The following is a 25,973-nucleotide window of genomic DNA, read 5'->3' as shown; positions in this document are numbered from 1 at the left end:
ATGTGGAGGATTGCTTTTCGAAACCTGGTCCGGCGCCCCTGGCGAACCACCCTGGTTCTCGCAGGCTTGGCCTTGGCGGTGGCGGTGCTGGGCTCTCTGCTGTCCTTTGGCCATGGGTACCAACAAGCCTTGGAGACTGAGATCAGCCAGATGGGTGTCCAGTTGATGCTGGTCCCCTTGGGATGCCCTTATGACGCGGCCGCACGGGTGATAAAAGGCAAAGGCCTGGATACCTCTCTGCCTTACTCGGCTCTTGGGCTCGTACAACGCGACCCGGCAGTCTCTGTAGCCGCGCCTCTGCTCATGGTGGCGGTCAATCGCTCCCGTTACGGCCAGGCAGATATGTGGGTGGGACTGGATGAGGCTGCCCTGGCGCTTAAACCGTGGTGGCACGCGGCATCAGGCTCTTCATGGTTTAATGGCGAGGATTCTGTCGTGCTGGGTTCTGATGCCGCCGAGATCGAAATGCGATCCCCCGGTGATTTGTTTTTCAGCCCTGAAACCGGCTTTAAATTGCGAGTGGCGGGCGTGCTGGAGCGCAGCGGCACGAGCGATGACAGCATGTTTTTCGTTCCTCTGCGCACAGCCGAGCGCATGTTCCATCAAACTGGCCGTCTCACAGCGGTTGCCGTGCGCCTGAAAGACCCAGCCCAATTGCCTGAGGCCAGCGCCCGGTTGCAGCGAATCGCAGGGGCGCAGGTCGTCACGCTGGCCGAGATGATGGGCACTTTTCTGAATCTGGTAGGCTCAGTGCGCACGCTCCTATTGTCGATTGCGTTGGTAGCACTGACAGTCAGCGTGCTGGGAATTCTCAATACTTTATTGGCCGCGGTGCTTGAGCGGACCCGGGAATTGGCCGTCATGCGCGCCGTGGGGGCCTCCCGAGCGCAGGTCGTTTTGCTAATTGTTGCCGAGGCGCTCCTACTGAGCGGCATGGGCAGCGTGGCAGGCATCGGTCTTTCGCTGGCCGCTGGACAGGCTATCGAGCATTTCCTGAAGCAGCTTATGCCGCTGGCCCCGGCGCAATCTCTCTTGGCCCCAACACCCCGCATTTTCTTCGAGTGCGCCGCTTTGGGGGTGGCGGCTGGGCTAGTCGGCTGCTTGTACCCGGGTTGGCGGGCAGCTCGCCTCCATCCCGCCGAAGCCCTAAGGAGTGAATGATGACCTGGTTCGAACTGGCATCCAAACAATGGCGCGGGCGGCCGTTGCGGGCAGGCGTTACCGGCGCCGGAGTCGGCATTGCCACAGCGGCGCTGTTCAGCCTGCTCTCCTTCCAACAGGGTTATCGCAAGGGCGTTCAGAGGGAACTCGACGGTTTGGGCGCCCAGATATTGCTCGTCCCGAAGGGTTGTCCTTATGACGCCACCTCGATGGCCTTGCATGGAGCCAGTTGGCCTTGCTATCTGAAGGAGGAATATCTGAGTGAAGTCCGCAGCGTCCCTGGCGTAGCAACTGCGGTTCCCATGTTGATGTCGGCCGTGTCCGGTGCTGGCTCCAGCGCCGTGATCTATGTGGGGGTGGAACAGAACATCCTTGCCCTGCGCCACCGATGGCGAATTAGCGGGAGTTTCCCCAAACAGAACGGCGCTATTTTAGCTGGTTCAGAGGCTGCCCGGCGTTATGGCTGGCATGCCGGCCAAGAGGTGCGATTGCCCGGGATGCCCAACCAAACGGCCACTGTCGTTGGAATTCTCGAACCGACCCAAGCTGCGGAGGATGCATTCATCTACCTGGGTCTAAAGGATGCCCAACATCGCTTCAATCACCCCAATGAGCTGACTCACATCCTCATCCGGCTCGCCGACCCAAATGATCTCCAAGGCGCGGTTGCCCAATTGCGGGGTTGTGACGCGGGCTTGGCCATGAACGTTGTTCCGCTGGCCCACATCTTCCGAACCATTCAATCGCTAGTCAATTCGACCCGTTTGCTCCTTGGGGCAATGGCCCTGGTGGCATGGCTGGTGGCAGGCACCGGCGTCTGCAATACGATTCTCATCGCCGTCAGCGAACGAATTGGCGAAATCGGCGTGTTGCGTGCGATCGGGGCATCGCCGATGGATATTTTCCGTCTCATTTGGCTCGAAACGGTGCAGGTTTGCCTCGTGGGCAGTTTGGCCGGCATGGGCGGAGCCTTGGCTGCCTCGCGTTGGGTCGAAGGTTGGGCGCGAGCCAGGCTTCCATTCGCGCCCGCGGACTCGCTGATCCATTTCGAGTGGTGGATTGCGGGGGTTTGCCTTGGATGTGCCTTTGTACTCGGGACGTTGGCCGGCTCGCTCCCCGTCTGGCACGCAGTGCGTGTTTCGCCGCAGACGGCTATCCGCGCGAAAGGTTTGGGTGTATGAGCGGCTCATCTCACGCGGGGAATGGACGGGCGGTGTCCCTTGAAGAACTAACCAAAGTCTATAAGCGTGGCAGTGAGGAAATACACGCCCTGCAGAACGTCACCTTTGAAGTCGCGTCTGGGGATTTTGTTGCGATCGTTGGCCCATCCGGGTCAGGCAAATCGACCCTGTTGAACTTAATTGGTTGCCTGGACGCCCCCACCTCGGGCTCAGTGGAACTCTTTGGCAGACACGTGCAGGGCCTGAATGAGCGAGAGCGGACACGTCTGCGCAGGGACTCGATTGGTTTTGTATTCCAACATTTCGGTCTGGTGCCCACGCTAACGGTGGCGGAGAACGTTGCCTTGCCGGCTCTTTTTGCCGGGCGCAGGGTGGATGATCGTGTGGATGAGCTGCTTGCCAAGGTTGGGCTGGAGCATCGGCGCGAGCACCGGCCACAGGAGCTATCCGGGGGCGAGATGCAGCGCGCGGCCATTGCCCGGGCGCTGGTGAACCAACCATCATTGGTTCTCGCGGACGAACCGACGGGCTATCTGGACAACACCGCCGGAGAGGGGGTTATCGACCTTTTTAAGGCATCGAACCGGGAAGGCCTCACTATCATCGTTGTGACCCATAATGGGGTGTTGGCCGCCGCCGCCAAGCAACAGATCGAACTCAGCGATGGTCGAATCCGGTGTTGCACCGTTGTATGAGCATCGATGCTGCGGATGAAACAAACGCGCCTCGCAAACGCTACGCGCGGGCCGTCGGGCCGCGGCTGCGTCTGCTTCTGTATTTCATATTCGGGTTGGTGGCGTTGCTGGGAGCCAATTCAGCTTACCTGGCCAGCATTACGTTTTTGGAATGGGTCAAGGGCATCACCTACCAGAATTATTTCTACCAGTGCATGTTCCTGGCGCATCTGGCGCTGGGACTGTTGCTCCTGGCGCCGTTCATATTCTTCGGGGCCTTCCATATTAAGAACGCGTACAATCGCCCGAATCGGCGGGCGGTGCGGGTGGGTTATGCGCTCTTTGCCATCAGCCTGGCGCTCCTGTTCACCGGGCTCGCCCTGATGCGCTTTGATTTTTTTGTCATCAAGGACCCGCGCGTCCGCTCGCCCCTTTACTGGGCGCATGTGATCACCCCGTTGCTGGCCGTGTGGCTTTATATCCTGCACCGGCTGGCCGGGCCGCGCATTAAATGGCGTGTGGGCATTGGCTGGGCCGGGGCGGTGGCGGTTGTCGTGCTGGCGATGGTCGTGCTCCATTCGCATGACCCCCGCAAATGGAATGTCCCCGGCCCAAAAGAAGGAGAGAAATATTTTTATCCGTCGCTCGCCCGCACCGCCACCGGCAATTTCATTCCCGCCCGGGCGATGATGCTCAACGAATACTGTCTCGAATGCCACAAGGACAGCTACACGACCTGGTTTCACAGCGCCCATCATTTCAGTTCATTTAACAACCCGCCTTACCTGTTCAGCGTGCGTGAAACGCGGCAGGTCTCGCTCAAGCGCGATGGCAATGTCCGCGCCGCGCGCTGGTGCGCCGGGTGCCATGATGTGGTGCCCTTTTTCAGCGGGGCCTTTGATAATCCCAAGTTCGATGACGTGCACGACCCGACGTCACAAGCCGGCATAACGTGCGTTGCCTGTCATTCGATCACCCACGTCAACAGCACGCGGGGCAACGCCGATTACACCATCGAGGAACCGATCCTGTACCCATTCACCTTTAGCTCCAACCCGCTCCTGCGTTATGTCAACCGCACGCTAGTCAAAGCCAAACCCGAGTTTCACAAGAAGACCTTCCTCAAACCGTTTCATAAAACCGCCGAGTTCTGCTCGACCTGCCACAAGGTCAGCGTCCCGTATGAACTCAACAAGTACAAGGAATTTCTCCGGGGCCAAAATCATTATGATACCTACCTGCTGAGCGGCGTTTCGGGCCATGGCGCCCGCAGCTTTTATTACCCGGACAAGGCCAAGCAGAACTGCGCCGCCTGCCACATGCCCCTGATGCCTTCCGATGATTTTGCGGCGAGATTTAACGACCCGAGCGCGACCAACCAGGTGCTGACGGTGCACAATCATTTCTTCCCCGGCGCCAACACCGGCATTGCGCATATCCTGAAGGATGAGGTTGCAGAAAAGGGGGAAGAGCAGTTTCTCAAGGGCACGTTGCGTGTGGACATCTTCGGCATCAAAGACGGCGGCGCAATTGATTCTCCGCTGACAGCCCCGTTGCGCCCGAAGGTTCCGGCTCTCAAACCCGGCCACAAGTACCTGCTGGAAGTGGTTCTGCGCACGCTCACGGTGGGACATCCATTCAGCCAGGGCACCGTTGATTCCAATGAGATTTGGGTCGATGCCAAAGTACGGGCCGGTTCACGGCTCCTCGGCAGCAGTGGCGGGCTTGGCCCTTGTAATGAAGTCGATGCGTGGTCTCATTTCGTGAATGTGTTCATGCTCGATAAAGATGGCAATCGCATCGACCGGCGCAATCCGCAGGACATTTTCACACCGCTGTACAATCACCAGATCCCGCCTGGCGCCGGCCAGGTGGTCCACTATGCCTTCACTGTTCCGCAAGACCAGCGTGACCCGATCGAGGTCGAAGTTGGGCTGAAGTATCGAAAGTTCGACACCATTTATATGAATTATGTCTTTGGCAGCCATTACACAAACGGCGCGCCTTTCACCGTCACGAACGATTTACCCATTACCACTATCGCCTCCGACACGCTCACGTTCCCGATGGGCTCATCCGAGACTCCCGATTGCCCGCCCTCCGCCATCCCCGAGTGGCAGCGCTGGAATGATTATGGCATCGGCTTGCTCTTGGAAGGCGAACGGGGCAGCGAGAAAGGCGAACTCATCCAAGCCGCGCAGGCCTTTGAGGAGGTGGAGAAGCTGGGGCGCGCGGACGGACCGGTAAACCTGGCGCGGGTGTATTACAAGGAAGGCCGGCTCGACGACGCGGTGGCCGCTTTGCAACGCGCGATGGAGTTCCAGCCCCCGGCGCCGCGCTGGACGCTGGCGTGGCTCAACGGCCAGGTGGACAAGGCCAACGGGTTCCTGGACAAAGCCATCGGGGATTACCGCAGCATTCTCGAAGACCGCTACCCGGAGTTGGACCGGCGTGATTTGGATTTCACCAAAGACTATGAAGTGATTAATGAGCTGGGCCAAACGTACGTCGAGCGCGCCAAGGCCGACCGCGCGCAACCCGAGCGCTACCGGCAATGGCTGCGCCTGGCGCTGGAACAGTTCAATAACGCCCTGGCACTCGACTCGGAGAACGTCACCACCCATTACAACCTGGCGCTCATCTATGCAGCCTTGGGAGATGAAAAACAGGCCGAGGAACATCGCCGCCTCCATGAGCGGTTTCGGCCTGATGACAATGCCACCGACCGGGCCATCAGCATGGCGCGCCGGGCGAATAAAGCCGCCGACCACGCCGCGCAGGCCATCGTGATTTATCCTTTACAATGATTGAGCACCCACAACCTTCTTCCCAACCGCCCGAGGAATCCGAAGAACTGGCCCATTATGATGATGCCGTCATTGGCCGCGCATTCCGCTGGTCCGCTGTGGCCGCGTTGGTTTTGGCCGCCGGTGGCGTCGCGCTCTACTTGGGTTTGCACCGAAAGCCGGTTGCAGAGCAGCCGAAGTTGAGCAAGATGGCCGCGCCAGAACCGCTCGTATCTCCAACACGGGAAATCCCGGCGGCGCGCTTCACGGACATCACCGCCAGCAGTGGCATCACCTTTACGCATGTCAACGGGGCTTACGGCGAGAAACTGCTCCCGGAAACGATGGGGGGCGGCGTGGCGTTCTTCGATTACGATAACGATGGCAAGCAGGACCTGCTTTTCATCAACTCAACCTATTGGCCAGGGCACGCCCCCGCGGGCAAGCCGCTGCCGACCATGGCGCTCTATCACAATGACGGCCACGGCCACTTCAGCGATGTCACCGCCGGTTCCGGCCTGGATGTGAGCCTGTACGGGATGGGGGTGGCGATTGGCGATTATGATAATGACGGCCTGCCTGACGTGTTCATCTCGTGCGTTGGTGGCGATCACCTGTTCCACAATGAAGGGCATGGCAAGTTCAAAGATGTCACCGCAACGGCTGGGGTAGGCGGCTCGATGCAGGACTGGAGCACCAGTTGCGCGTGGATTGATTATGATAATGACGGGAAACTCGACTTGTTCGTGTGCCATTACGTGCGCTGGTCCCGCGATATTGACATCCAGGTCGGCTACAAGCTCGTCGGGGTCGGGCGCGCCTATGGCGAACCCTTCGATTTTGAAGGCTCATTTTGTTCGCTTTATCATAATGACGGCAACGGCCATTTCACCGATGTGTCCGCAAAGGCCGGCATCCAGGTAAAGAACCCGGTGACCGGAGTGCCGGCGGGCAAATCGCTTGGGGTGGCGGCCGTGGACCTTGATGGCGACGGCTGGATCGACCTGGTCGTGGCCAATGATTCCGTGCAGAATTTTGTCTTCCACAACGAACGGAATGGGAGGTTCAAGGAGATTGGCGCCGTGTCCGGGGTTGCGTTTGACAGCTACGGGCACGCGCGCGGGGCGATGGGGATTGATGCGGCGCATTATCGCAACGACGGGGCGCTGGGCATCGCCATCGGGAATTTCGCCACGGAAATGTCAGCGCTCTATGTTTCGCAACAAGCGCCGCTGTCCTTTGCCGATGAGGCCATCACCGAAGGCATTGGCCCGGCGGGGCGGCTCCTGCTGAAGTTCGGTGTTTTCTTCTTCGATTATGACCTCGACGGGCGGCTCGACCTCCTGACCGCCAACGGCCATCTCGAAGAGGAAATCGGCAAAATCCAACAAGGCCAGAAGTACCGCCAGCCGGCCCAATTATTCTGGAATGCCGGCGACCGCCCCGGCGGGTGTTTCATCCCGGTTCCTGCCGGCAAGTGCGGCTCGGACCTGTTCAAGCCCATCGTTGGGCGCGGCTCGGCCTTTGCGGACATTGACGGAGACGGCGACCTGGACGTGGTGCTGACCCAGATAGCCGGCCCGCCGGTGCTGTTGCGCAATGACCAGGCCCTTCACCATCACTGGCTGCGCTTCAAACTGGTGGGAACAAAATCCAACCGCGATGCCATTGGCGCGTGGGTAAAGGTCCGCGTGAACGGTCAGACTCTTTTGCGGCAGGTGATGCCCACCCGAAGCTATCTCTCCCAATCCGAGCTGCCCGTGACCATTGGCCTGGGCGATGCCACAAAACCCGATGAAGTTGAGATCATATGGCCGGGGGGCGCCAAGCAGAAGGTCGAAGGCGTGGTAGTGGATCAGACCCAGGTCGTGACGGAGAAGGGACCTGGCCAGAGTCCCTGACAATCCGTTGAAACAGTTCAAACGCAGAAAGCGAGTCCGTTCACCGGGCTAGAGCGTCGGTGTCAATGAGACACGAAGTCGAGAAATATCCGGGTTAGGCCGGCTGAACAAGGAGCTTAGCGGCCATCAGCAATGGCCTTCATGCCCTTTTCAAATTGCTCCAGAGTCGTTGGTTCGGCGCGTTCAACAAGAGCTTCGCGGTAATCGGTTAGCGACGGCGGGCGCTGCCGCCTAAAGGCGGCGTTCCGCGCGTCCGGAACGCCGGCTTCAGCCGGCAGCCCCGTAGTCACTGAGGCATTACGCTTCGCGAATCCGCTCCTCCAGCCACAAGGGGGCCGCTGAAATCGGGCGGCAAGCTGCGGCAGGCCAATTCGGAGCGCCTGCCGAATGACGTCGGCTTGGCACAAGCCCGAAATCGTCATGCCCTCGTTAATCTGCGAGTTAAGGTCATGGCTGATCCCCATTTTTGGCAACGTTTTCATCGAAGGTCATTTTAACAGAAGGTCCAATCCGTCGTGGTGGCCCAGACCCAGGTCGTGACGGAGAGACGGTCACTAAGGCCCTGACCCTGACTGGGCGGGCGCCGACACGTGCGTCTGCCACCAGACCCAATCGGGATTATTCCGACCCGGCGGCCCTTTGGGGCTTTGGTCATTGCCGGCCGGCCAACCATAGCCGGCCTGGACAGGGATTTTTAGTGAGGGGGTAAGCCATTTGTGCATCTCGCAATGGCCATCGCCGAAGGACATCCCGCAATTCCAGAGGTGGTATGAGCCCGGCACATCGGCCCACACCACGCTGGGTAGGCTGACTTCCAGCCAGCCATCGTTCATGCCGCACATGTTTTCTTCCAGAAAGATGACCCCATCGCTGGGACCTAACACGCCGATAAGCTGCGTAGCCCGCACGTAAGCGGTGTAGCCGGGGCAATCGCTTTGGGCAGTCGCCTTGACGCTTGGATAGACGTTGCCCATCATGCTCTGCATCGAATAGGTGCGGATGCGCGGTCCGTTGGCGGATGGAATATTATCAGCGGGGCACTTATAAACGCCCAACTGATTGGCGACGTAAGGCGCCATGAGGCACTGCAGATAATTGTTCCGATTGGTGTTCCACTGGTTCAGGTTCCAGTCTTCGTTTCCGCCGCCGCACCAGGACTCGTTATTGGGTTCGCCCAGAGGGGCGTTGGGCATCATCACGTCAGCCCAATCCTGAGCATAGGCGTGCCACCCTAGAATGAGCTGTTTGAGGTTGTTGATGCATTGGACTTCCTGCGCTTTGCGTTTGGCGCGGCTTAGCGCAGGCAGAAGCATCGCTGCCAGAATAGCGATGATGGCGATGACCACCAGCAATTCTATCAGCGTGAACGCCGGCTTTGAATTCCAAGGAGCGCGCCTCATGAATGGTGCTTCTCTTTCCGCCATAAAACAGCCCAGCAACGTGCAACGCTTTGCGCCTTTGCGCAAATCAGGATTAGCGCAGGCTCGTTGGCTATGGTGGCCATTATTTGTGCCGGATTCGATAGAACTCAGCGGTATTGGTGGCGCTGGCAGTGGCCAGGAAAATTGCCGTCCCATTGTTGGTCAGCACTTGTGAGATGGCTGCGGAGTTGACATCGGCGTAAGGCCCGGTAACCCCATTGGTCCCGGAACTCTGCAAGGCGAAGGAGCTGGCTACATCATCGCTGTCGAAGCTGCTGAACAGGATCGTGACATTGTTTTGGTTGGCGTTGATGGCATCTTTCACGCTGCTGATAACCGGCGCCGCCAAGCTGACCACCCGAAGGTTCGAGAAGTACGCCGCCGCCTCGGGTGTTCCGACATATTGCTGAAATGCGCCCTCAATCGGACAATCATAACCGAACATCACGAAGCCATTTGTGAAGTGAGTAGTGTTTTTGTAGGAAAAAATCTGTGTTTTGTCTATGGTCAACGTAACGGTGTTGTTGACCTGTTTGATTTCAACGTCCGACCAGGCATCATCGGCAGGAGTCGTGCTGAAAGGGCTGTTATTGGCCGGGGTGCCTCCTGAGATTCCGCCCGGCGCGCTGAACACAGCATTCTTGAACACGTTCCTGTAGGTAGAGGCGCTGGCCGCGGCCAACGGCGTCCAGCCGGTATTAGGCAGGGAACCGCCTGCGCCGGTATATTCTTCGAACTCCGAGAAACCGAAACCGCCGGCGCCGCCGGGCGGGGCCTGAATCCAGTACCACACGCCATCGCTGGCCCACGGACCTGAGTTGTTGATGGGCGTCCCGCTGCCCAGCCACCAGTTGGTCTCAGACCCATTGTGGTTGATGCCAAACATAGCTCCCTCGACGGAAAAAACCCCACTGCCCTCAAGGAGATTCATATTGAAACGCACCGCATAGTTGCCGCTGAAGACCTGGTTGGTGTAATAGACGTTGACTCCGCCGCCATAAGTCTGGGAAGCGCTCTTGTTGCACGTAATGCGCAAGGCCCTGGTCGCGCCGCTTGGCGGCAAGCCGATCAGGCCGTTGTTGGAGCTTTCGGGATTGCTTGAGGTTAAATCATAGCCGAACTCCACCGTATAGTTGGCCGGATAATCGAGCTGGTCGCCCGTGCCGTAGGTAACGTTCCAATGTACTGCGTCGTTGGCATCCGTTAAGGGGTCCGCAAACAGGACAGGAGTCGCCAAATCTGCGTTATCAATCAGCGTCAACACAGTCGAGTTGGCCCCCGAGACAATATATTCCGGCCCGGCTTGCAAGCCGACGCTGACGCTTTTATCACCGACGTAAGCTGCATCATCGGTATGTATCGGCGGCACTCCATTGGAGAGGGGGGAGGCGTTGGTGATTTGAGTGATATCGCCGGGATTAAATGTTACGGGCGGCAGCGGCGTGAAATCAGTATTCGGGATGGCTGTGCCCGAATAAGTGAAAGCTGAGGCTGGCACGGTGTAGGTCGGAACGTTTGTGTCGCCCAAGCGGGTGATGGTTACAGATGCGAAATCATTGGAAAAGGCCTTATACATCGTTGGCGCTCCGGCAGTGAGGGCCAATTGATTGCTGGAGGTGTTCTGAATATAAACCGTGCCGCTGGAGGGCAGTTGAACGGAATAAGACGGGCCGCCTTTGAGGGTCAGCACGACCGTTGTCGTCAGGCGCGGGACATTGTTGGTGGTGGGAGTTATGATAATATTTGTGAAGATGACTCCCGGTGGCAATAGGACAGAGTTATTGGCGTTCGCCGGAATAATAGTTGATGGCGAGACGGTATAGACCCCGTTGCTGGCGGTCCCCCCCAGGCTGAAGTTGACTGTCACAGGCGTGCTGTAATCGTTGTTGGCATTCGTTCGAGTGATGAGAAACGCGCCTGGTACAGGAACTCCTGGAAGCCCGTTGGCGCCACCTTGGGAAGCGGAATTCGTTGTGGCAACCACGTTGACCTCGGTCGAGGGAAAGACCAGTTGAAATCCTGTGCCACCCGAAGCGTTGCCGGTCGTGGTGGCGATTGTTGTGATTCCCAGGGACCAGCTCTGGACAAGTCCTAGGCCGGAACTGCTCAAGTAGAGGTTATCGGCGGCATCAAATGCCACTCCGCGGCCATTGCCGGAAGTTGAAGTGGGGGTATTGACGAATAGATTCCCTACATCGGGAATGCCATTGGTCAGCGGGCAAATGACAAACCAATTATCAATGCTGACGCCCACCACGTAGCGGCCATCGGCCGAAACAGCGATATCGACCGTCCCATGGGTAAGGCCGTTGACAGTCGTGCGGAAATAGTCAGCGGTGCCGTTATTATAGAGGGAATTCCAGATTGGGTTAATGGCGCCGCTGGCGGGGTCGTAGGCGTAAATCTGAAGAAGCGGATTGGAATAATTCTCCCGATAGGTTCCCGCATAAATGTAGCCGTTTGGACCTATTTGCAGGCCGGGGTACGAATTGCCCCCCAACGTCCGGCTGGAGAGATTGAGTCCGATCTCGGGACCCTGGATGTCAGGCGGAGTTTCCCAAGGCAATGTAGCGAGGGTGATATTGCTGTAAACGAGGAGTGAATTCTGCCCGTTTGCGGCAGGGAAATCACCATCGACCTGCATCAGGGTCACGGGACCGTTTTGCGGGTTTCCGATGAGGATAGGCCTTGACTCGACTGTGGCGAAGACGCCCGCTGCCAAACCGTTGGCTTCCCCGCGTGGTCCGAGGAACAATTGACCATTGGCGGCATTCGGGTCGAGCCTCCAGACACCATCGTTTCCGGCATTAGCCCCGCCAGTATAAGAGGCGTCTCCTACCATGAGGTAATCGTCCTCTGCAACGGAGAGCCGGTATGGACTAAAGCCATTATTCTGCCAGCTCACCCCGGCAGCGTGAACGCCCGGCAATGCGAGCGTGAGGTCGGGATTCATCACGTAAATACCGCCATCGGAAGACGCCGCGGCGTACACCCGCCCAAAGTACGGGGAAGCCGGGCGTTTATTCACATCGATCCCGCGGGGCGTGAAAGCAAACGAATTGGTAATGAGGGTGGGGACGCCGGAACCCACCTTATAAACCGAAATCGAGTAACTGGTGTGGCTGCCTAGCTGGAAAGTATAGTCGCCGCTGGCCAGGTTGGTTCCGGTGGCGCTGCCGTTGTAATTGGCATTGGTCGTGGCGTCCTCGTACGTGACGGTCACGTTGCCACCCCCCTCATTGAGGTAAAATGAGATGACCCCAGAGTTGTTTGTGACACCAGAGGCATACGGTGTCGCCTGCGCACGGTTGCCTGCCAGCGCGCCAGCAACCATTCCGATCGCCAAAATAATATTATGCCTGGTCCCCCAAGTGGTGAAGGTGTTGTTCTTCATGGTTTTTATTTTTGACTCTTTCGCAAAATACTCAGCCATTTTTTTGCGGAAACCGGTCCGCATCAAAACTGCAACGGCTTTCTGGGGCATTACTCTAGTCGGCCTTTGCGCCAACGCAATCACAAAATTAAGCCCGCTTAAAACAGGCAACATCCGCTCTGATATGCGCGCGCCCAGAGGCCTGGGCGACCAAGATGTCTGCGCGGTCATGCGACCAGGTTGGCGCCATGAGCCTCGCCGGCCATGGGTTGGAAGGACCTGCGGGGCGGGAGCGCGAAGGCGCGCGCTCCCACCCGGCAAGGGTTCGCCTCGGGCTGCAGCAGTCAGAAATTTAATATGTCAAAGAACGGGGAGATTTTTGAATTTCGAATTGCGATTTTTGATTTTCAGATGGTGGTTGAGGTTTTAGGTTTTGGAACGTGGGATTGGGACGCAGCCTTTGAGCAGGTCTTCCGGAGCGGCAAGGGTTTGGGCACCGTTGGGACCGGTCGAAGAAAGGGAGTGGTACTTCGACGGGAGAAAGCCATTGTTACCCCAGGGGAGGGACTTGAAGCCGAGGTCCAAAACACGATTGAGTTCGTTGAAGGGGATGCCAATGTCGAAGGCGGATTTGGCGGCGGCGATACGTTCGCGGCGAGCGTTCTGCATGATGGGGAGGCTGTCGAGGTCGAACCAGCCGACGGCCTTAGGGTCGATGGCTTTGACGGTGGCTTGTTCTTCGGCCTGGAGCCTGGCGCAAAGAGGGGCGACGCGGTTTTCGATGAAGTTGAGCCGGGCGCCTTGCATGACATCGTATTTGGAGTTGTCAGTGGAGGTGAGGATTTCTTCGGGGACACCGAAGGCGGCGCAGATTTCGGCACGGGAGAGCTTGCGATTTTCGAGGAACTGGAGGTCAGCGGAGGAGATTCTGGGCTGGATGATTTCGTTGACGCCCCAGAGGAGGATAGGATCATCGGCGGAGCCGGCGCGGCGTTTGCGGATGCGGAGGGCGGCGCGGATTTGCTCGCGCTGGTCATCGGAGAGCTGGGCATCGGAGCGGAAGATGAGGCCGCTTTCGGCGTTATTCTCGATGAGGCCGCGCATGAAGGAGGCGGCGGCGAAATCGGTGTGAACGGCGAGGTCAGCGACCCAGAGAGGGGAAAGGCCGCGCCAGAAATCGAAGGGGTTGGGGAGTCTTTCGAACCAGACTTCTTCGGGGAAGAAGACAAAGGAATCGAGAGGGGCTTTGGCGCCGGCGCGGTAGCGCCAGCCGATGAGGATGTGGTTCTCGACGATGTGCTCAAAGCGAGCGGGGTCGAGGATGAGGACAGACTTTAATTTCGATGTGCTTGTTTTGACGTGGTAGCCGTGGGCGGGTATGGGGTTGGCGGAGTCCGGGAAAGGCCCTTCGCCGGCGGCGATAACGGGGTTGGGGTCAACGTAAATGGGGATGCGGACGGATTCGCCGCGGAGCATGAGCCAGAGGACGCGCAATTCCCAATACTGAAAGCGATTGAGAAAAGGATGGGGGTGATTGTAGAAGTCGATGAGCGGGCCTGAGGTGATGAGGGATTCACGGCCACGGGCGCCGTGAGAAAAGACGAAGGGAATGTTGGCGATTTGTTCGGCCAACACGTTAATAGCGCGATAGACCCAGACGACTTGTTCGTAGGCGCTGGAAAGGCCGGGGCCGGGACGAACATCATCGCCTTGGAACCAGGCGGCGCCGGGTGAGAGGGGTTGGGGGGCGGCGGCTGGGGCTGGGGCTGGGGCAGGGGCAGGGGCAGGGGCTGGGGCTGGGGCGGAGCGATGGGCGCGGGAGATGTTAAAGCCGAGAATGTTCATAAGGATTTTTGATTTTTGATTTTGGATTTTGGTTGAGTGCTTTTGTTACATCTTGTTGCTTGGTTTTTCGTTTGGATTTTTACAAGACTGTTCAGGAATGGTTTGGGTGCGGTGTTCTAAAATCTAAAATCGCAAATCAAAAATTTAAATTACCATGGCTCCTGCGGAGTGGCGGTGGCGGGCGGCGTACTGACGGAGGGCTTTGGCCCAGGTACGGTCGCAGTGACTGTCGTCGGAGTCGCCGATGAAGCGGATGCGGCCGGCCGGGGAGACTTCTTTTTTGAGGCCGCGCAGGTCGGAGCGGAGTTGAGGGTCGCAAGGGATGCGCAGGGCGCGGTCTTCGAAATCGCGGCGGAGGGCAAAGGCGAGTTCTTCTTTTTTGGGAGCGGTGAAGTTGACGGGCTCGACTTTTGAGCCGAAATGCTCGCGGGCGCGCTCGGCCAATTGGATGCCCATGCCGGTTTCGTCGATGCAGGCATATTTGAGCTGGGGGAGTTGGAGCAGAGGGTAGAGTTGAGACTCGATTTGGGTAAAGGTTTGGCCATGGAGTTCGAGGCGGAGGCGGTCGCAGGCGAGGTTGCCGGTTTTTTCGCCGAGATCGATGACACAGAGGTGATGGTGGCGGGCGACATCGAGGCCGAGGTAAAAGGATGGGGCGGGCCGGGTGTGGAGAGAGGGGGCCTGGAGGAATTCCTGGAGGGTCTGGAGGCGAAGGTTGGGGTCTTCGCAGGCGGTGATCATTTCGTGGGAGATGAAGGCGGCCTGTTCATCGGCCGGGACGCAGCAGTATTCCTGGAGCCACTGTTCTTCATCGATGCATTCGGAGCGGAGGCGTGAGAGGAAGGCGTCGCGGGATTCGTTGCGGCCAGTTTTTTTGTTGATGCGTTCGACGATGCCTTCGGCGATGGCTTTTTGGATAGGGACCTCGTGGAGGCTCCAGCCCATGGGGTTGCCGTTTTTTGCGTCGCGCACGAGCTGGCACAAGAGGGTGCTGGCGCCGCGATGGGTGGAGATGATGGAGAGTTGTCCGCCCCAGGTGGTGACGGGTTTGGCGACGCGGTAGAGGAGGCGCTGGTCGGGGTGGAGTGCAAATTCATCGAGGGTGACATGGCCGCGTTTGCCGGCCAGGGCATTGGGATTGGAGGAGAGGGAATAGATGCGGCGGCCATTGGCGAATTCGAGGACAAAGGCGGAGGAATCGGTGTTGCGGTCGAAGAGGATTTCGCCGCGATCGTCGCAGCCAATTTTCATGAGGCCGGCCCAGTTGCGGCAATCGTCGAGCTGAAGTTTGGCCTGGAACTGATCGCGTGAGGAGATGAAGGCGTCAAGGCGGGCATTTTGGGCGCTGACGAGCAGGACGAGGCGATAGGAGTTGCAATAAGAAAAGCCGGTCTGGCGCGACTTGACGCAGATTTTGAGAGGGGAATCGTCGTTGATCCAGTCGCGCTGTGATTTGTAGAAATATTTGGAGAGCATTTTTGAATTTTGAATTGCGATTTTTGATTAAAGGCTAGGTGCGGATGGAAAATTTGAAGTTAATTAATGCCGCGGAAAGGCGCGGAAAGCCGCGGAAAGCTGCGGAAAGGCGCGGAGGGTTCGCGGAAAGGCGCGGATGATTTTTGGATTTTGAATTGTTCACATGAGGCTGAGTTTGTCCTGCATTTCGACGACAGATTCGGGGGAAATGCCTTTTTTAGTGGAGGGCGCCGGGGCGAGGGGCTGGGTGTCCGGGGCGCGGAGGAGTTCATCGGCCAAATGGCGTTCGCATTTGAGGCCGCCGTTGGTAAGGCGGGAGAAGGAGTTGAGCATGCGGAAATAGTTGAGCGGGTTGGCGATGAGAGCTTCGCGGAGGATATCGCCGCCGAGTTCAGCGACGACCTCGCAGATTTGGGCGGAGGCGATTTGCTGGGTGGCCTGGAAGCCATGGATGTGGCCGTTTTGGGCCAAGAGAGCGAAGGCGCGATCGCGGCGGGCAGCGCACTGGTCGAGGAGGCGCTGTTCGCGGAGGTAATCCTGGTACCCGCCGGTTTTCCAGCGGTGGATCATGTCGTCGTTGAGGTCTTTGCCATGGTCACCGAGGCGTTGAATGATTTGGCGGTAGGCCAGGCCGTCATCGAGCATTTGGTTAATGCGCCATCGGACTTCTTTAGGCAACCGGGCGATGGCGCCTTGCCGATGGTGGGCAGGGCCGAGCGGGGCAGCGGCAAGAGGGGGATGGCTGTTAGTTGGAGATTGGGAGTTGTTTCCCTGGAGCGGGATTTCGCTTGGAGGCTCGGGAGGGGAGGGTTCGCACGGGGTCTGAGGTTCCGAGGGTTCTGAGGTGTTTTGGGGCATAACTGGTCTTTCTTTTTGAAAGGAATGGCAGCAGGGGCGGGACAAGGGGAGTCCAAGGCAACAGTTTTTGCGGTCCGGCTGACTGGCACCGGATGGGTGCGACTGACTGTGTCTGTCTGCATATAAGGGCTTCGCTTGGAGCTGAGCCGTCGGCCAGGTGGGTGGTCTCCTTTCGATGCATGGCACGCCCACCAGGCGGGGGATTTTTAGCATTTAATGTACCAGTACGGATTAAGTAGATGTTGTAATATATTTAGAGGATCGGGCTAATGGGTTTGTTGTAAAAAGGGCTGAAAAACAGAGGAGGTGAGGAGGAGGGGGCGGATGGCGGGATGTGGGGGGGAAGGAGGGCGGCGTCCAAAATTTGGGCAGTATGGATGGATGAGGAAGAGTGGGGCTAGTGGAGAACAAAGACGGACAAGGACGGACACGGACGAGTGGGAGGGATGGGACCAAATCGACAGAGCGCAAAGACTTTGGCCCGGGGCGCCGTCGGAAAGACAGCGCGAAGAAAAAGGCGCCGCCAGCTCCGCGCGCCGTAACTCCGGGGCTCACTGCGGGAACCAGACGGAGCGAAAGAATTCATTTGAATACTCGCCTGCGGGTAGAATAAAAACTGAGGGCGCGGTGTTGGTAGCCATGGGAATCCAATTCGTCAGGTTGGTTGAGGATTCGAGCACATAGAGAAATCCGGGCACCCCGGACATCCCGAGTTGAAACTGGTCCGGCAGGCCAAAGGCAGGTGTGAGGATTCCCGCCGCAGAACTATAGATGTGGAGCATGGCGCTAGAGCTGACGGCGCTGCCCACAGGATTCGTAATGCACACCCAGTACCAGCCCTGGCTTCCTAAAGTTAAATTTGTCAGAATTAACTGGCTGTTAGTCGCCCCCGGCACAGGCACGCCGGGATCCGTGGAGGTTGGGCTGAAATACCACTGAAAACTCAGTGATTGCTGGCCGGCAACGGTCGTGGTGAAGGTTGCATTCTGGCCCACCAGTTTGTTCTGGGATTGAGGTTGGGTGGTAATCCAAGGAGAGGAGAAGGAGGTGGAGGACAGGCTCTCATCGTAGTGGAAGAAGACGGAGCCGTTCAGCGTCAGGGAGTTCACCATGAGCGAACCGTAAAAGTCAGTCAGACTGCTCCCACCACCGTTGATGGAGGCATTGGCATTGGGTGCAACCAAAACGCCGCTAAAGCCACCGTTGCCGGAAACGTTAAGAGACATGACGGAAGGCGCGGCGTAAAGTAAGAAATCCGCAGCATAACCGGCTTGATTGAGGACCCCGTTGCCGCCAATCGTGCAACTGGTTCCCCCCGAATAAACGACGATATTGCCGCCCCGACCCACAGTAAAGGTGTCGCCGCCGCTCATATTGAGCCCGTTTGGCAGCGCCAACACGACGTTGGAACCGGTCACATAAGTGGTTCCAGAGAGGTCAGTTGCGGTGTAGTAATTTGTATAAGGACCTGTTGCGCCAACGAGGATATAGTCGTAGGAGTTGGTTGAATACACTGTCGCGGTATTGCTAACAGGATAATTGTAGCTGGCAATGCTGACTGCCCACGTATATATGGCTCCGCTTTTTGTGACCCAGAGGTAAGTACCGGGCAGGGGCGCGGTAGTGCCCGACATTGTATTATAATTCGTGCTTGTGTTGATTGGCCCGGGCCACGTGGTGGTGGTCGCGGCGGTGGTGTAGTTACTGAGAGAAGTGGAAACCCACACTCCACCTGTCGCAGTGAGAAATTCAGCGGTGTTCGGATATGAGGTGGCGGGGAAGCTGGGATTTGCACTTTGCAGCCACCAGCCGGGTTCAATGCCGGAGTTGGTGGCCAGCCAAGAATGGCCACCAATGCCGCCCGGACCAATTGCCATGGTGTTTGAGCCAGAGAGCGTGTATGCGTGCCCATATATCTGGGCGGTACCGGTGTTCAGGCTGTTCAGAATGCCGCCGAGCGCCATGACATCGCCATTGTCACCAGAGTATTTTGCCGGATCGTACTGGCCATTGATGCTTTTGGTTGGATCGGAGGAGTCAAAGCTATCGACCGCTAAGCGGTTTCCATTGAGGTCGATGGCCTGGCGAACGGCCAGAGCCCCGGGCCAATTCGTCTGGCCGAAGGCAGAAACCGCCAGTAAATGGGTGAGGAGCAGCGCACAAGCTCTCCTGGCACTGGGATTGAGAGATACCCAGGACTTCTGAGAGTACACTCGCATAAGTTCGGCTGGTGTTAATGCCTCAAGCGAAGCGTTGTGGTGTTAAGTTTCGCTTCTCGCTCGGAAGTGTCCCAAAAGCAGCCACAAACCAGGCTGCCGCGACACAATAAGCTCAATGGAGCAGTCCGTGGGCCATACACACACCCGGGTTCCCGGCAAAAGTTTCTCGCGCCCACCGTGCAGGGGAAAGGCCAAACGGAACTCAAGGTGGCTTGCGACAATGCTGTCAAAGGCTGTTGGGGAAACGGTGAAGGTGCGACCAATGGTGGCGCTTCCAGGGTGGCTGGTGAACCGAGAGGTTAAGGACGCTGAAGTGGTTGTTCTGAGCGGGAAGGAAATTCCCGACTTTTTCTCCGTTCAGATTTCCATGCTTACATTTTTGCTTCGGCGTCGCGGATGAGGGTGATTACCTGTTGAGGGTCGTTTGCGGTCAGCAGGTTTTGCCGGAGGCGGGGGTCGCGGAGGAGGCGGGTGAGCCGGGCGAGGATGGCCAGGTGCTGGGTGACGGTGGGGGCAATGAGCAGGAAGAACAGGCGGGCAGGCACGGCATCGATTGCGCCGTAGGGAATGCCATTGGGGTGACGTCCAAAGACGATAACGGAATGATCGACAAGGCCAACCAGGGCGTTGCGGGCATGGGGCAGAGCGATGCCGTCGCCGATGCCGGTGCTGTGCAACTGTTCCCGCTCGTGAAGGGCGCGCAGGAGGGTCTGGCGGGCATCCGGCTGTGCCGCCAGGTCCGGGATTTGGTTGACCAACTCGCCCAGGACGGCGTCGCTGTCGGGGCTTTTCAAGTTCAAATTGATCGTCGCGGGGGACAGGAGGTCGCCGAGCGTTACAGAGCCGAAATTTTTCATAGAGCGGGATATGGTAGGGAGGAAGTGGAAGGCGTAAAGGGGAAATCCAAGGGAAGGGGGGATGGGAGGGGGATGGGAGGGATGGGATGACCGTGGGCCCTTTCCTTCGTCGGGAACTTTGTCGAGTGGTTTGGTCAAGGCCGGGACTGAATACTCACTCACCAGAGGGCGCTTCCCAGCTCTGACAAAGTTTTCGACGAAGTTTCCGACAAGGTTTCCGACAAAGTTTCCGACGAAGGGAGACACGAGGTTGGGCGGGGAGAAAATCAGCTTGTGGATCGAACGGGTTTGGACAAACTGTTGCCCGTAACCATATGGCATTTACTGCAACCAAGGATTTGATGTTGCCGGCAACGGTCACCGGCTCGTGGCCGCGTCCGCGCTGGTACAACGTGAATATGTGGGGCCGCCCGCTGGATACGGCGATGATGGACCCGTGGTTTCGGGAGCAGTTCACCGACGCCCACGCGGTGGTGGTGTCCGATCAGGCCCGAGCGGGGCTGGACATCGTCACGACGGGCGATTACCACCTCGATGAAGATGTGGCGGGGCGGTCGTGGCATCATTACATGCTGCAACGCTGGAAGGGCTTCGAGCAGGAGGAGCTGCAAACCGAGAAAACCCGCTCGCCGCTGTTATCGTATCCGGTGGGAACGATGCTGGATTCGATTTACAAGACGTGGCGCTGGCCGCGAGTGGTCGGGAAGGTGGAGCACGACCCGAAGAACCCGCTGGAATACGCCAAGATATGGCGCATAGCGCAGCAGGCGGCGGCTGCGGCGGGCAAGCCGGTCAAGTTCGGCACCTGCTCGGCGCAGGTGCTGGCATTTTTCCTGGACAGCCACACGCCGAATTACGCGCTGGATGATAAGAAGCAGTTGATATGGGACATGGCCGAGGCGATGAACCGCGAGTTGCGCCAACTGGCGGCCTCGGGCTGCAAAGTCATCCAGGTGGAGGAACCGACGCTGCATTTCATGGCCCGCTACAACCCCGACCAGAAAGAGCTTCTGAATTTCCTGGTGGATGCCTTCAATCGCGAGGTCGAGGGCCTGGAGAATGTCGAGGTCTGGATTCACACCTGCTGGGGCAATCCGAACATGCAGAAGGTGTTCAGCGACGAGTCGTACGCCAACTCGATCGAGATATACCTGGAACGGCTCAAGGGGGATGTCTGGACCATCGAGGCGACAGAGAACAATCTCAAAGAACTGCCGCTGTTCAAGCCATTCAAGGAGCGATTGAAGAAGAAGATAGCGGTGGGGGTCATCAGCCATCGCACGCTGCAAGCGGATTTCCCGGATGTCATTGCCGGCCGAATCCGGCGCTGCCTGGAATGCATCCCTGCGGATAAGCTGGTGCTATCGACCGATTGCGGTTTTGGCCGGCAAGGGTTCAACCGGCACCTGGCGTTTTACAAGGCGACGGGGATTCCGCTGGCGCGCAACATCATCCTGAAAGAACTGGGTTTGCCGGAGCGGTATATCCCGGCAGCCGATGAAAAGCTGGCGTGGGACCAATTGCCCGATTACGAGCCATATACGCATCTGAAGCCGTTGAAGCAGGGCTGAGTCAGAGCCTCCTGGCGTCGGCTGCTACGGACCAGCGCCCGGTGAAACTCGGGACTGAGATTAGAGCCTCCTGGCGTCGGCTGCTACAGACCAGGGACGACGGGGAATGGCGGCAATTCTATTTTTACAAAGCAGGCGCTAAAAAAATCCAAAAGCGTGTATTGAATTCTCTGTCGAGCATTCTATAGTGCGGTCGGTTTGTCGGAATCGAAATGAGCAACTCTAACGAGGCCAGCCCGGCCTGGGACATCCAGCAGGCGCGAAACTTGTATTGCATACATCGATGGGGGGCCGAGTACTTCGATATCAACGAGGCGGGCCGTGTCATCGCCAAGCCGTTGCGCGACGCGGGGGCATCGGTCGATATCACCGATGTGATCGAGGAGGCCAAGGCGCGCGGGCTGAAGTTTCCGGTCCTGATCCGGTTTCAGGATATATTGAGGCACCGGGTGGAGTCGATAAACCTGGCCTTCCGCAGCGCGATCAGCGAATTCAATTACCAAGGCAGGTACCGGGGCGTTTTTCCAATAAAGGTCAATCAGCTTCGCGAGGTGGTTGAAGAAATCCTGGATGCGGGCAAGCCTTACGAATTTGGATTGGAAGTGGGCAGCAAACCGGAATTGTTTGCCGGCCTGGCGCTTCAAAGCCAGCTAGGCAGTTTGATTGTGTGCAACGGCTACAAGGACGCCGCGTTTATCCGGATGGCGCTGCTGGGCAATAAGCTTGGCAAGAAGGTCATCATGGTGGTCGAAAAGCTCGAAGAGCTGAGGGCCATCATCACCATTTCCAAACAACTTGGGGTCGAGCCTCTGATTGGTGTCCGGGCGCGGCTGTTGAGCAAGGGCGGGGGCAAATGGGCTGATAGCGCCGGAGAAAATGCCAAGTTCGGGCTGAGCACAGCCGAGTTGCTGGTGGCCACGGAGATGCTAAAGACTGAAAACCTGGGACACTGCTTCCGGTTGCTCCATTTCCACATCGGGTCGCAGGTGCCGGATATTCTGATTGTGAAGAGGGCGGTGCAGGAGGCGGCGCGATTTTATGCGAAGCTGCAGAAGATGGGCTTTCCGATCGATTACCTGGACGTGGGCGGGGGCCTGGGTGTCGATTACGACGGGAGCCGCTCGGCCTTTGACAGCTCGACCAATTACACCTTGCAGGAATACGCCAACGACATCGTTTATTACATCGCCGATGTGTGCAACGCCGAGAAGGTGCGGCACCCGGACATCATCAGCGAGAGTGGGCGAGCGGTTGTGGCGCACCACAGTGTGTTGATCGTCGAGGTGTTTGGGTCAATTGCCAAGATTCGCCCCGGCGATTACTTCCATTACACCGAGAACGAACAGCCGCTGGTAAAGGAGTTGCTCGATATCCGCAAGAACCTGCCGAAACTGAACAAGCTCGAGGCGTATCACGATGCGCTGGAACGCAAAGAGGATGCCCAGCACATGTTCACCCTGGGCATGTTGGAATTGCCGGAGAAGGCGAAGATCGAGCATCTCTATTGGGAAATCAGCCTGGAAGTGGTAGAGAGCTTTAAAGGCCAGGCCTATGTGCCCGAGGAAATCCGCAAGCTCGAAGACAGCCTGGGGGACCAGTACCTGTGCAATTTTTCTGTGTTCCAATCCTTGCTGGACCACTGGGCGCTGGGCCAATTGTTCCCGGTGATGCCCATTAGCAGACTTCACGAACGGCCCACACGCGAAGCCACGCTGGTGGATATCACCTGCGATTCCGATGGGCAGGTCAATAAGTTTATCGACCTGCGCGACGTGCGCGACACCCTCTCGCTGCACCCGCTGCACGCCAATGGCAACGGCATGCCCGACCCGTACTACCTCGGCTTTTTTCTCATGGGCGCTTACCAGGATATCATGGGCGACCTGCACAACCTGTTTGGGCGCGTCAATGAAGTTCACGTCTTTCTCGATCCGGACGAACCTGCCGGCTATTACGTCGAAGAAATTATAGAAGGCACGACGATCGGGCAGGCGCTCGACTCGGTTCAATACGATGAAAAGGAACTCAAACGGCAGATGAAAGCGCAGGTCGATGAGGCGATCAAATCGGATCGGATGAAACCCTCGGAAGCCATGCGGCTGCTGGATGATTACGAGCGAGGACTTAAGGAGTACACGTATCTCAGCTTTTGAAGGCCCCCCCTAATGAGCCAGCGCGCTCCGACCCCGCCCGCCCGCGTGCCCCGGTGATGGCCGAACAGGTTGCCCATCCCGACCTGCTGCCGTCGTTGGGCCTGCTGGCGCGCGGCCTCTCGGCGCTATTCTGGGGCCTGCCCCTGGGGTTGGTGGTGTGCTTCAATACCGTGAGGGCAGAGACCTTGCGCTCGATGGGTGTGGCGCCGCCACTGGCCTGCACCGGCCTGCTGGTCTATGGCCTTTGGAAATTGGGCGGATTCCAAAAGCAGGAACGGGTGTGGCGCAACGCCCTGGATAGAGCCCGGGTTCTGAGCCTAATCAATTTTGGCCTCAGCCCTTTCCTGTATTGGTGGAACAAGGTCCCGGGCAATAGCCTGTTTTTGGTGATGGTCCTTTTGATGGGGTTTTCGGCCTTGCTCTTTCTTGCGAGCCTGAACCTGGTGTTGCAACGGCTCGGGGCCATGTTGCCCGACGAAACCCTGCGGCTGGAAATAAAACAATTTACCAAGCTCAATCTCAATCTGCTCGCCGTCACAGTCCTGATTGGCCTCGCATTTCTTGCCCTCAATCACTGGCCAAAACTCCTGTTAGTTTCCCCCCTGTACGGGCTCAAAGCGCTCCTGGACCAGGGCATTTTCTGGTCGTTGGCGATGCTGGTCCCGCTGGTGTTGCTGCCCATCGCGTTGACGATGGCTTTGCTGTGGAAAACCAAGGAGGTTATTTTGGAGAATGTGTTCGGGGCCAAGCCCGCGTAGAGAGGGCCTCAGCCCAGAGCCATCTCCAGTCTTGTAATCGATGCGGGCGCAAAGACAGGACTCAATTTCCCGCCATTCACCTCGACGTTGATATCGCGCGCTTCGACGGCATGAGGCTGGTCGAATGTGTTATGAGCATGGATATCGTTGGAGGCCAAAACGCGGCCCTTTGCGGATTGAACCGCAGCGCCGCGGACGTTGATAGCCGCTTCGCGCGGCTCGGTTGGATGAGGATTGACGACCGTCAGAATCAATTGCTGGTCATGCAAAGATGCCGACCCGGCCAGCCCCGGCAGCCGCCCTCCGCTGCCTTGCCCGCCTCCAACCTGGGGCGCATCGAAAATCGCGCGCAGCGATTTGCCATGGTGATGGGCGGCGTACATTTCGAACACGTAGAAGTTGGGCGTAGCGACGAAACGCTCTTCGTGGGCCAGAAACAACGAGTGCAGGTTATTGATAAGCTGCGCCACGTTGGCCATGGCAACTTTCTCGGCGTGCCGGTTGAAAATGTCCAGGGTGAGCGCTGCGATGAGGGCATCGCGCATGGTGGAGGTTTGGCCGAAAAGGTGGGAGCGGTCAACCTGGGTGCCGGGGCGATGCCAGGCGCCCCATTCGTCCACGACCAGTTTGACATGGTGTTGGGGGTCGCGCTCAGCCATGGCGGCCCAGTGCGCCTCGATGAGAGGTTCCATTCGAAGGGCTTTGGCCAGCAGCTCATACCAATCGCCAACGGTAAAATCAATGGCATCGCCTTTGCCGGCCGTGCCGCAATAATAGTGCATCGCCCAGCCATAGAGGCTACGAATCAGGCCGCGGTCGCGCTCGGTGAGGCGCTCGAAGAATTTCCGCGTCCAATCGATGTCGCCCCCGTTCGGGCCGGACCCGATGAAGGCCAGCGGGACTCCGTAGCCGGGCACCCAGGCGGTAAAGCGGCGGAATTCCATCGCGTATTCCTCGGGAGTAAAATTGCCGCCGCAACCCCAGGATTCGTTTCCGACACCCCAAAAGCGCACGTCGAACGGTTCGGGATCGCCGTTGGCGGCGCGTTGGGACGAGAGAGTGGTTTTGCCTGCAGGCGCGTTGCAGTATTCGACCCATTGATAGAAATCGCGCGGGGTGTTGCTGCGCAAATTAGCCGCCAGATACGGCTGCGCTCCGATGAGCCTGCAAAAATGCATGAACTCGTTTGTCCCGAATTCGTTGGGGTCGAATTTTGCGGGGCCATCGGGGGCGGTTGCGAGAAAGGGGTCGTTGATCCAGAAATTGGTTCGACGGGGTCGCTGAGCGCGGGGGCCAACGCCATCGCGCCAATCATAGCTATCGGCGAAGCAACCTCCAGGCCAACGCACGACCGATGGCTTGATTCGTTTCATCTGCTTGACCAGCGCCGAGCGGATGCCGCCCTGGTTAGGGATTTTGGAGTCTTGGCCGACCCAGATACCGTCGTAGATGACGCCGCCGATGTGCTCGGTGAAGTGCCCGTAAAGGTCAGGGGAGATGGTCCCGATGGGCTCGTCCAGCAGGATATCAATCCAGGCGCCGGGTCCCGCGGCCCGTGCGGCGGGGAGAGCCAACAGAGCAGCGCTGCCAACGGCGGCCTGTTGAATAAATCGGCGTCGAGTGATCGGAATTACGGCGGGTTTTTGTTCCGGCATACGCTGGAAGGCAACCAGAGGTCCCATGCCGTGGCGAGAGATTTCTGCATGGGTGAGAATCTGTTTTTCTGCCTCGGCGGTCGG

The 25,973-nt window shown here is 58.2% G+C and carries 17 protein-coding genes; 8 read left to right on the top strand and 9 right to left on the bottom strand.

Going from position 1 to position 25,973, the window contains the following annotated elements; all coding sequences use genetic code 11:
- Genes VG146_15245 through VG146_15225 form a run of 5 tightly spaced genes read left to right on the top strand, consistent with a single transcriptional unit; the run spans nucleotide 1 to nucleotide 7,703 of the window.
- Nucleotides 1-1,161 carry an FtsX-like permease family protein gene (locus VG146_15245; GenBank protein HEV2393707.1) on the top strand — a complete coding sequence of 387 codons (1,161 nt, stop codon included), beginning with the start codon at nucleotides 1-3 and terminating at the stop codon, nucleotides 1,159-1,161.
- Nucleotides 1,158-2,342 carry an ABC transporter permease gene (locus VG146_15240; GenBank protein HEV2393706.1) on the top strand — a complete coding sequence of 395 codons (1,185 nt, stop codon included), beginning with the start codon at nucleotides 1,158-1,160 and terminating at the stop codon, nucleotides 2,340-2,342. Before VG146_15245 ends, VG146_15240 begins: the two co-directional genes overlap by 4 nt.
- Nucleotides 2,339-3,037, top strand: a complete 699-nt coding sequence (locus VG146_15235) for an ABC transporter ATP-binding protein (GenBank protein ID HEV2393705.1) — start codon at nucleotides 2,339-2,341, stop codon at nucleotides 3,035-3,037. The genes VG146_15240 and VG146_15235 overlap by 4 nt, the downstream gene beginning before the upstream one ends.
- Nucleotides 3,034-5,823 carry a tetratricopeptide repeat protein gene (locus VG146_15230; GenBank protein HEV2393704.1) on the top strand — a complete coding sequence of 930 codons (2,790 nt, stop codon included), beginning with the start codon at nucleotides 3,034-3,036 and terminating at the stop codon, nucleotides 5,821-5,823. Before VG146_15235 ends, VG146_15230 begins: the two co-directional genes overlap by 4 nt.
- Entirely contained in the window at nucleotides 5,820-7,703 is a 1,884-nt protein-coding gene (locus VG146_15225) for a CRTAC1 family protein (protein ID HEV2393703.1), read from the top strand. The genes VG146_15230 and VG146_15225 overlap by 4 nt, the downstream gene beginning before the upstream one ends.
- A 116-nt stretch (nucleotides 7,704-7,819) precedes the next feature.
- On the opposite strand, the gene VG146_15220 is transcribed toward VG146_15225, so the two are convergent.
- From VG146_15220 to VG146_15185, 8 genes are all read right to left on the bottom strand, one after another.
- On the bottom strand, nucleotides 7,820-8,185 hold the full coding sequence (locus VG146_15220) for a hypothetical protein (protein HEV2393702.1): 366 nt from the start codon (nucleotides 8,183-8,185) through the stop codon (nucleotides 7,820-7,822).
- Nucleotides 8,186-8,257: 72 nt separating this feature from the next.
- On the bottom strand, nucleotides 8,258-9,103 hold the full coding sequence (locus VG146_15215; protein ID HEV2393701.1) for a prepilin-type N-terminal cleavage/methylation domain-containing protein: 846 nt from the start codon (nucleotides 9,101-9,103) through the stop codon (nucleotides 8,258-8,260).
- Between the two features lie 103 nt (nucleotides 9,104-9,206).
- Nucleotides 9,207-12,518, bottom strand: coding sequence for a hypothetical protein (locus VG146_15210; protein HEV2393700.1), 3,312 nt, complete (start codon nucleotides 12,516-12,518; stop codon nucleotides 9,207-9,209).
- 405 nt (nucleotides 12,519-12,923) lie between these two features.
- Nucleotides 12,924-14,342 (bottom strand): phage portal protein, encoded by a 1,419-nt coding sequence (locus tag VG146_15205; protein ID HEV2393699.1) that lies wholly within the window; start codon nucleotides 14,340-14,342, stop codon nucleotides 12,924-12,926.
- Between the two features lie 144 nt (nucleotides 14,343-14,486).
- On the bottom strand, nucleotides 14,487-15,818 hold the full coding sequence (locus tag VG146_15200; protein ID HEV2393698.1) for a terminase family protein: 1,332 nt from the start codon (nucleotides 15,816-15,818) through the stop codon (nucleotides 14,487-14,489).
- A 159-nt stretch (nucleotides 15,819-15,977) separates the two neighbouring features.
- The gene (locus tag VG146_15195; GenBank protein ID HEV2393697.1) at nucleotides 15,978-16,676 is read right to left on the bottom strand and encodes a hypothetical protein; all 699 of its coding nucleotides are present in this window, start codon (nucleotides 16,674-16,676) and stop codon (nucleotides 15,978-15,980) included.
- Nucleotides 16,677-17,227: 551 nt separating this feature from the next.
- Nucleotides 17,228-18,895, bottom strand: a complete 1,668-nt coding sequence (locus VG146_15190; GenBank protein ID HEV2393696.1) for an immunoglobulin domain-containing protein — start codon at nucleotides 18,893-18,895, stop codon at nucleotides 17,228-17,230.
- Nucleotides 18,896-19,266: 371 nt separating this feature from the next.
- Complete coding sequence (locus VG146_15185; protein HEV2393695.1) at nucleotides 19,267-19,752, bottom strand: PTS sugar transporter subunit IIA; 486 nt, start codon at nucleotides 19,750-19,752, stop codon at nucleotides 19,267-19,269.
- A 314-nt stretch (nucleotides 19,753-20,066) separates the two neighbouring features.
- Between VG146_15185 and VG146_15180 the strand changes: the two genes are divergently transcribed.
- From VG146_15180 to VG146_15170, 3 genes are all read left to right on the top strand, one after another.
- On the top strand, nucleotides 20,067-21,323 hold the full coding sequence (locus tag VG146_15180; protein HEV2393694.1) for a cobalamin-independent methionine synthase II family protein: 1,257 nt from the start codon (nucleotides 20,067-20,069) through the stop codon (nucleotides 21,321-21,323).
- Nucleotides 21,324-21,535: 212 nt separating this feature from the next.
- On the top strand, nucleotides 21,536-23,476 hold the full coding sequence (gene speA, locus VG146_15175) for a biosynthetic arginine decarboxylase (GenBank protein HEV2393693.1): 1,941 nt from the start codon (nucleotides 21,536-21,538) through the stop codon (nucleotides 23,474-23,476).
- 56 nt (nucleotides 23,477-23,532) lie between these two features.
- Entirely contained in the window at nucleotides 23,533-24,234 is a 702-nt protein-coding gene (locus tag VG146_15170; protein HEV2393692.1) for a hypothetical protein, read from the top strand.
- Between the two features lie 8 nt (nucleotides 24,235-24,242).
- Here the strand turns inward: VG146_15170 and VG146_15165 are convergent, their stop codons facing one another.
- The gene (locus VG146_15165) at nucleotides 24,243-25,889 is read right to left on the bottom strand and encodes an alpha-L-arabinofuranosidase C-terminal domain-containing protein (GenBank protein ID HEV2393691.1); all 1,647 of its coding nucleotides are present in this window, start codon (nucleotides 25,887-25,889) and stop codon (nucleotides 24,243-24,245) included.
- Nucleotides 25,890-25,973 lie beyond the last annotated feature (84 nt).

Source organism: Verrucomicrobiia bacterium (assembly GCA_035946615.1).
Classification (GTDB): domain Bacteria; phylum Verrucomicrobiota; class Verrucomicrobiia; order Limisphaerales; family UBA8199; genus DASYZB01.
Note: the sequence above shows the minus strand (reverse complement) of the source record. Positions and strands in the feature narration are given on the sequence as shown.

What these genes read in the sequence shown, in the direction of transcription:
- VG146_15230 (HEV2393704.1), top strand. Translation starts at nt 3,034, where the DNA reads ATGAGCATCGATGCTGCGGATGAAACAAACGCGCCTCGCAAACGCTAC.
- VG146_15180 (HEV2393694.1), top strand. Translation starts at nt 20,067, where the DNA reads ATGGCATTTACTGCAACCAAGGATTTGATGTTGCCGGCAACGGTCACC.
- VG146_15190 (HEV2393696.1), bottom strand. Translation starts at nt 18,895, where the DNA reads ATGCGAGTGTACTCTCAGAAGTCCTGGGTATCTCTCAATCCCAGTGCC.
- VG146_15225 (HEV2393703.1), top strand. Translation starts at nt 5,820, where the DNA reads ATGATTGAGCACCCACAACCTTCTTCCCAACCGCCCGAGGAATCCGAA.
- VG146_15205 (HEV2393699.1), bottom strand. Translation starts at nt 14,342, where the DNA reads ATGAACATTCTCGGCTTTAACATCTCCCGCGCCCATCGCTCCGCCCCA.
- VG146_15245 (HEV2393707.1), top strand. Translation starts at nt 1, where the DNA reads ATGTGGAGGATTGCTTTTCGAAACCTGGTCCGGCGCCCCTGGCGAACC.
- VG146_15240 (HEV2393706.1), top strand. Translation starts at nt 1,158, where the DNA reads ATGATGACCTGGTTCGAACTGGCATCCAAACAATGGCGCGGGCGGCCG.
- VG146_15165 (HEV2393691.1), bottom strand. Translation starts at nt 25,889, where the DNA reads ATGCCGGAACAAAAACCCGCCGTAATTCCGATCACTCGACGCCGATTT.
- VG146_15235 (HEV2393705.1), top strand. Translation starts at nt 2,339, where the DNA reads ATGAGCGGCTCATCTCACGCGGGGAATGGACGGGCGGTGTCCCTTGAA.
- VG146_15210 (HEV2393700.1), bottom strand. Translation starts at nt 12,518, where the DNA reads ATGAAGAACAACACCTTCACCACTTGGGGGACCAGGCATAATATTATT.
- VG146_15195 (HEV2393697.1), bottom strand. Translation starts at nt 16,676, where the DNA reads ATGCCCCAAAACACCTCAGAACCCTCGGAACCTCAGACCCCGTGCGAA.
- VG146_15220 (HEV2393702.1), bottom strand. Translation starts at nt 8,185, where the DNA reads ATGAAAACGTTGCCAAAAATGGGGATCAGCCATGACCTTAACTCGCAG.
- VG146_15200 (HEV2393698.1), bottom strand. Translation starts at nt 15,818, where the DNA reads ATGCTCTCCAAATATTTCTACAAATCACAGCGCGACTGGATCAACGAC.
- VG146_15170 (HEV2393692.1), top strand. Translation starts at nt 23,533, where the DNA reads ATGGCCGAACAGGTTGCCCATCCCGACCTGCTGCCGTCGTTGGGCCTG.
- VG146_15185 (HEV2393695.1), bottom strand. Translation starts at nt 19,752, where the DNA reads ATGAAAAATTTCGGCTCTGTAACGCTCGGCGACCTCCTGTCCCCCGCG.
- VG146_15215 (HEV2393701.1), bottom strand. Translation starts at nt 9,103, where the DNA reads ATGAGGCGCGCTCCTTGGAATTCAAAGCCGGCGTTCACGCTGATAGAA.
- speA (HEV2393693.1), top strand. Translation starts at nt 21,536, where the DNA reads ATGAGCAACTCTAACGAGGCCAGCCCGGCCTGGGACATCCAGCAGGCG.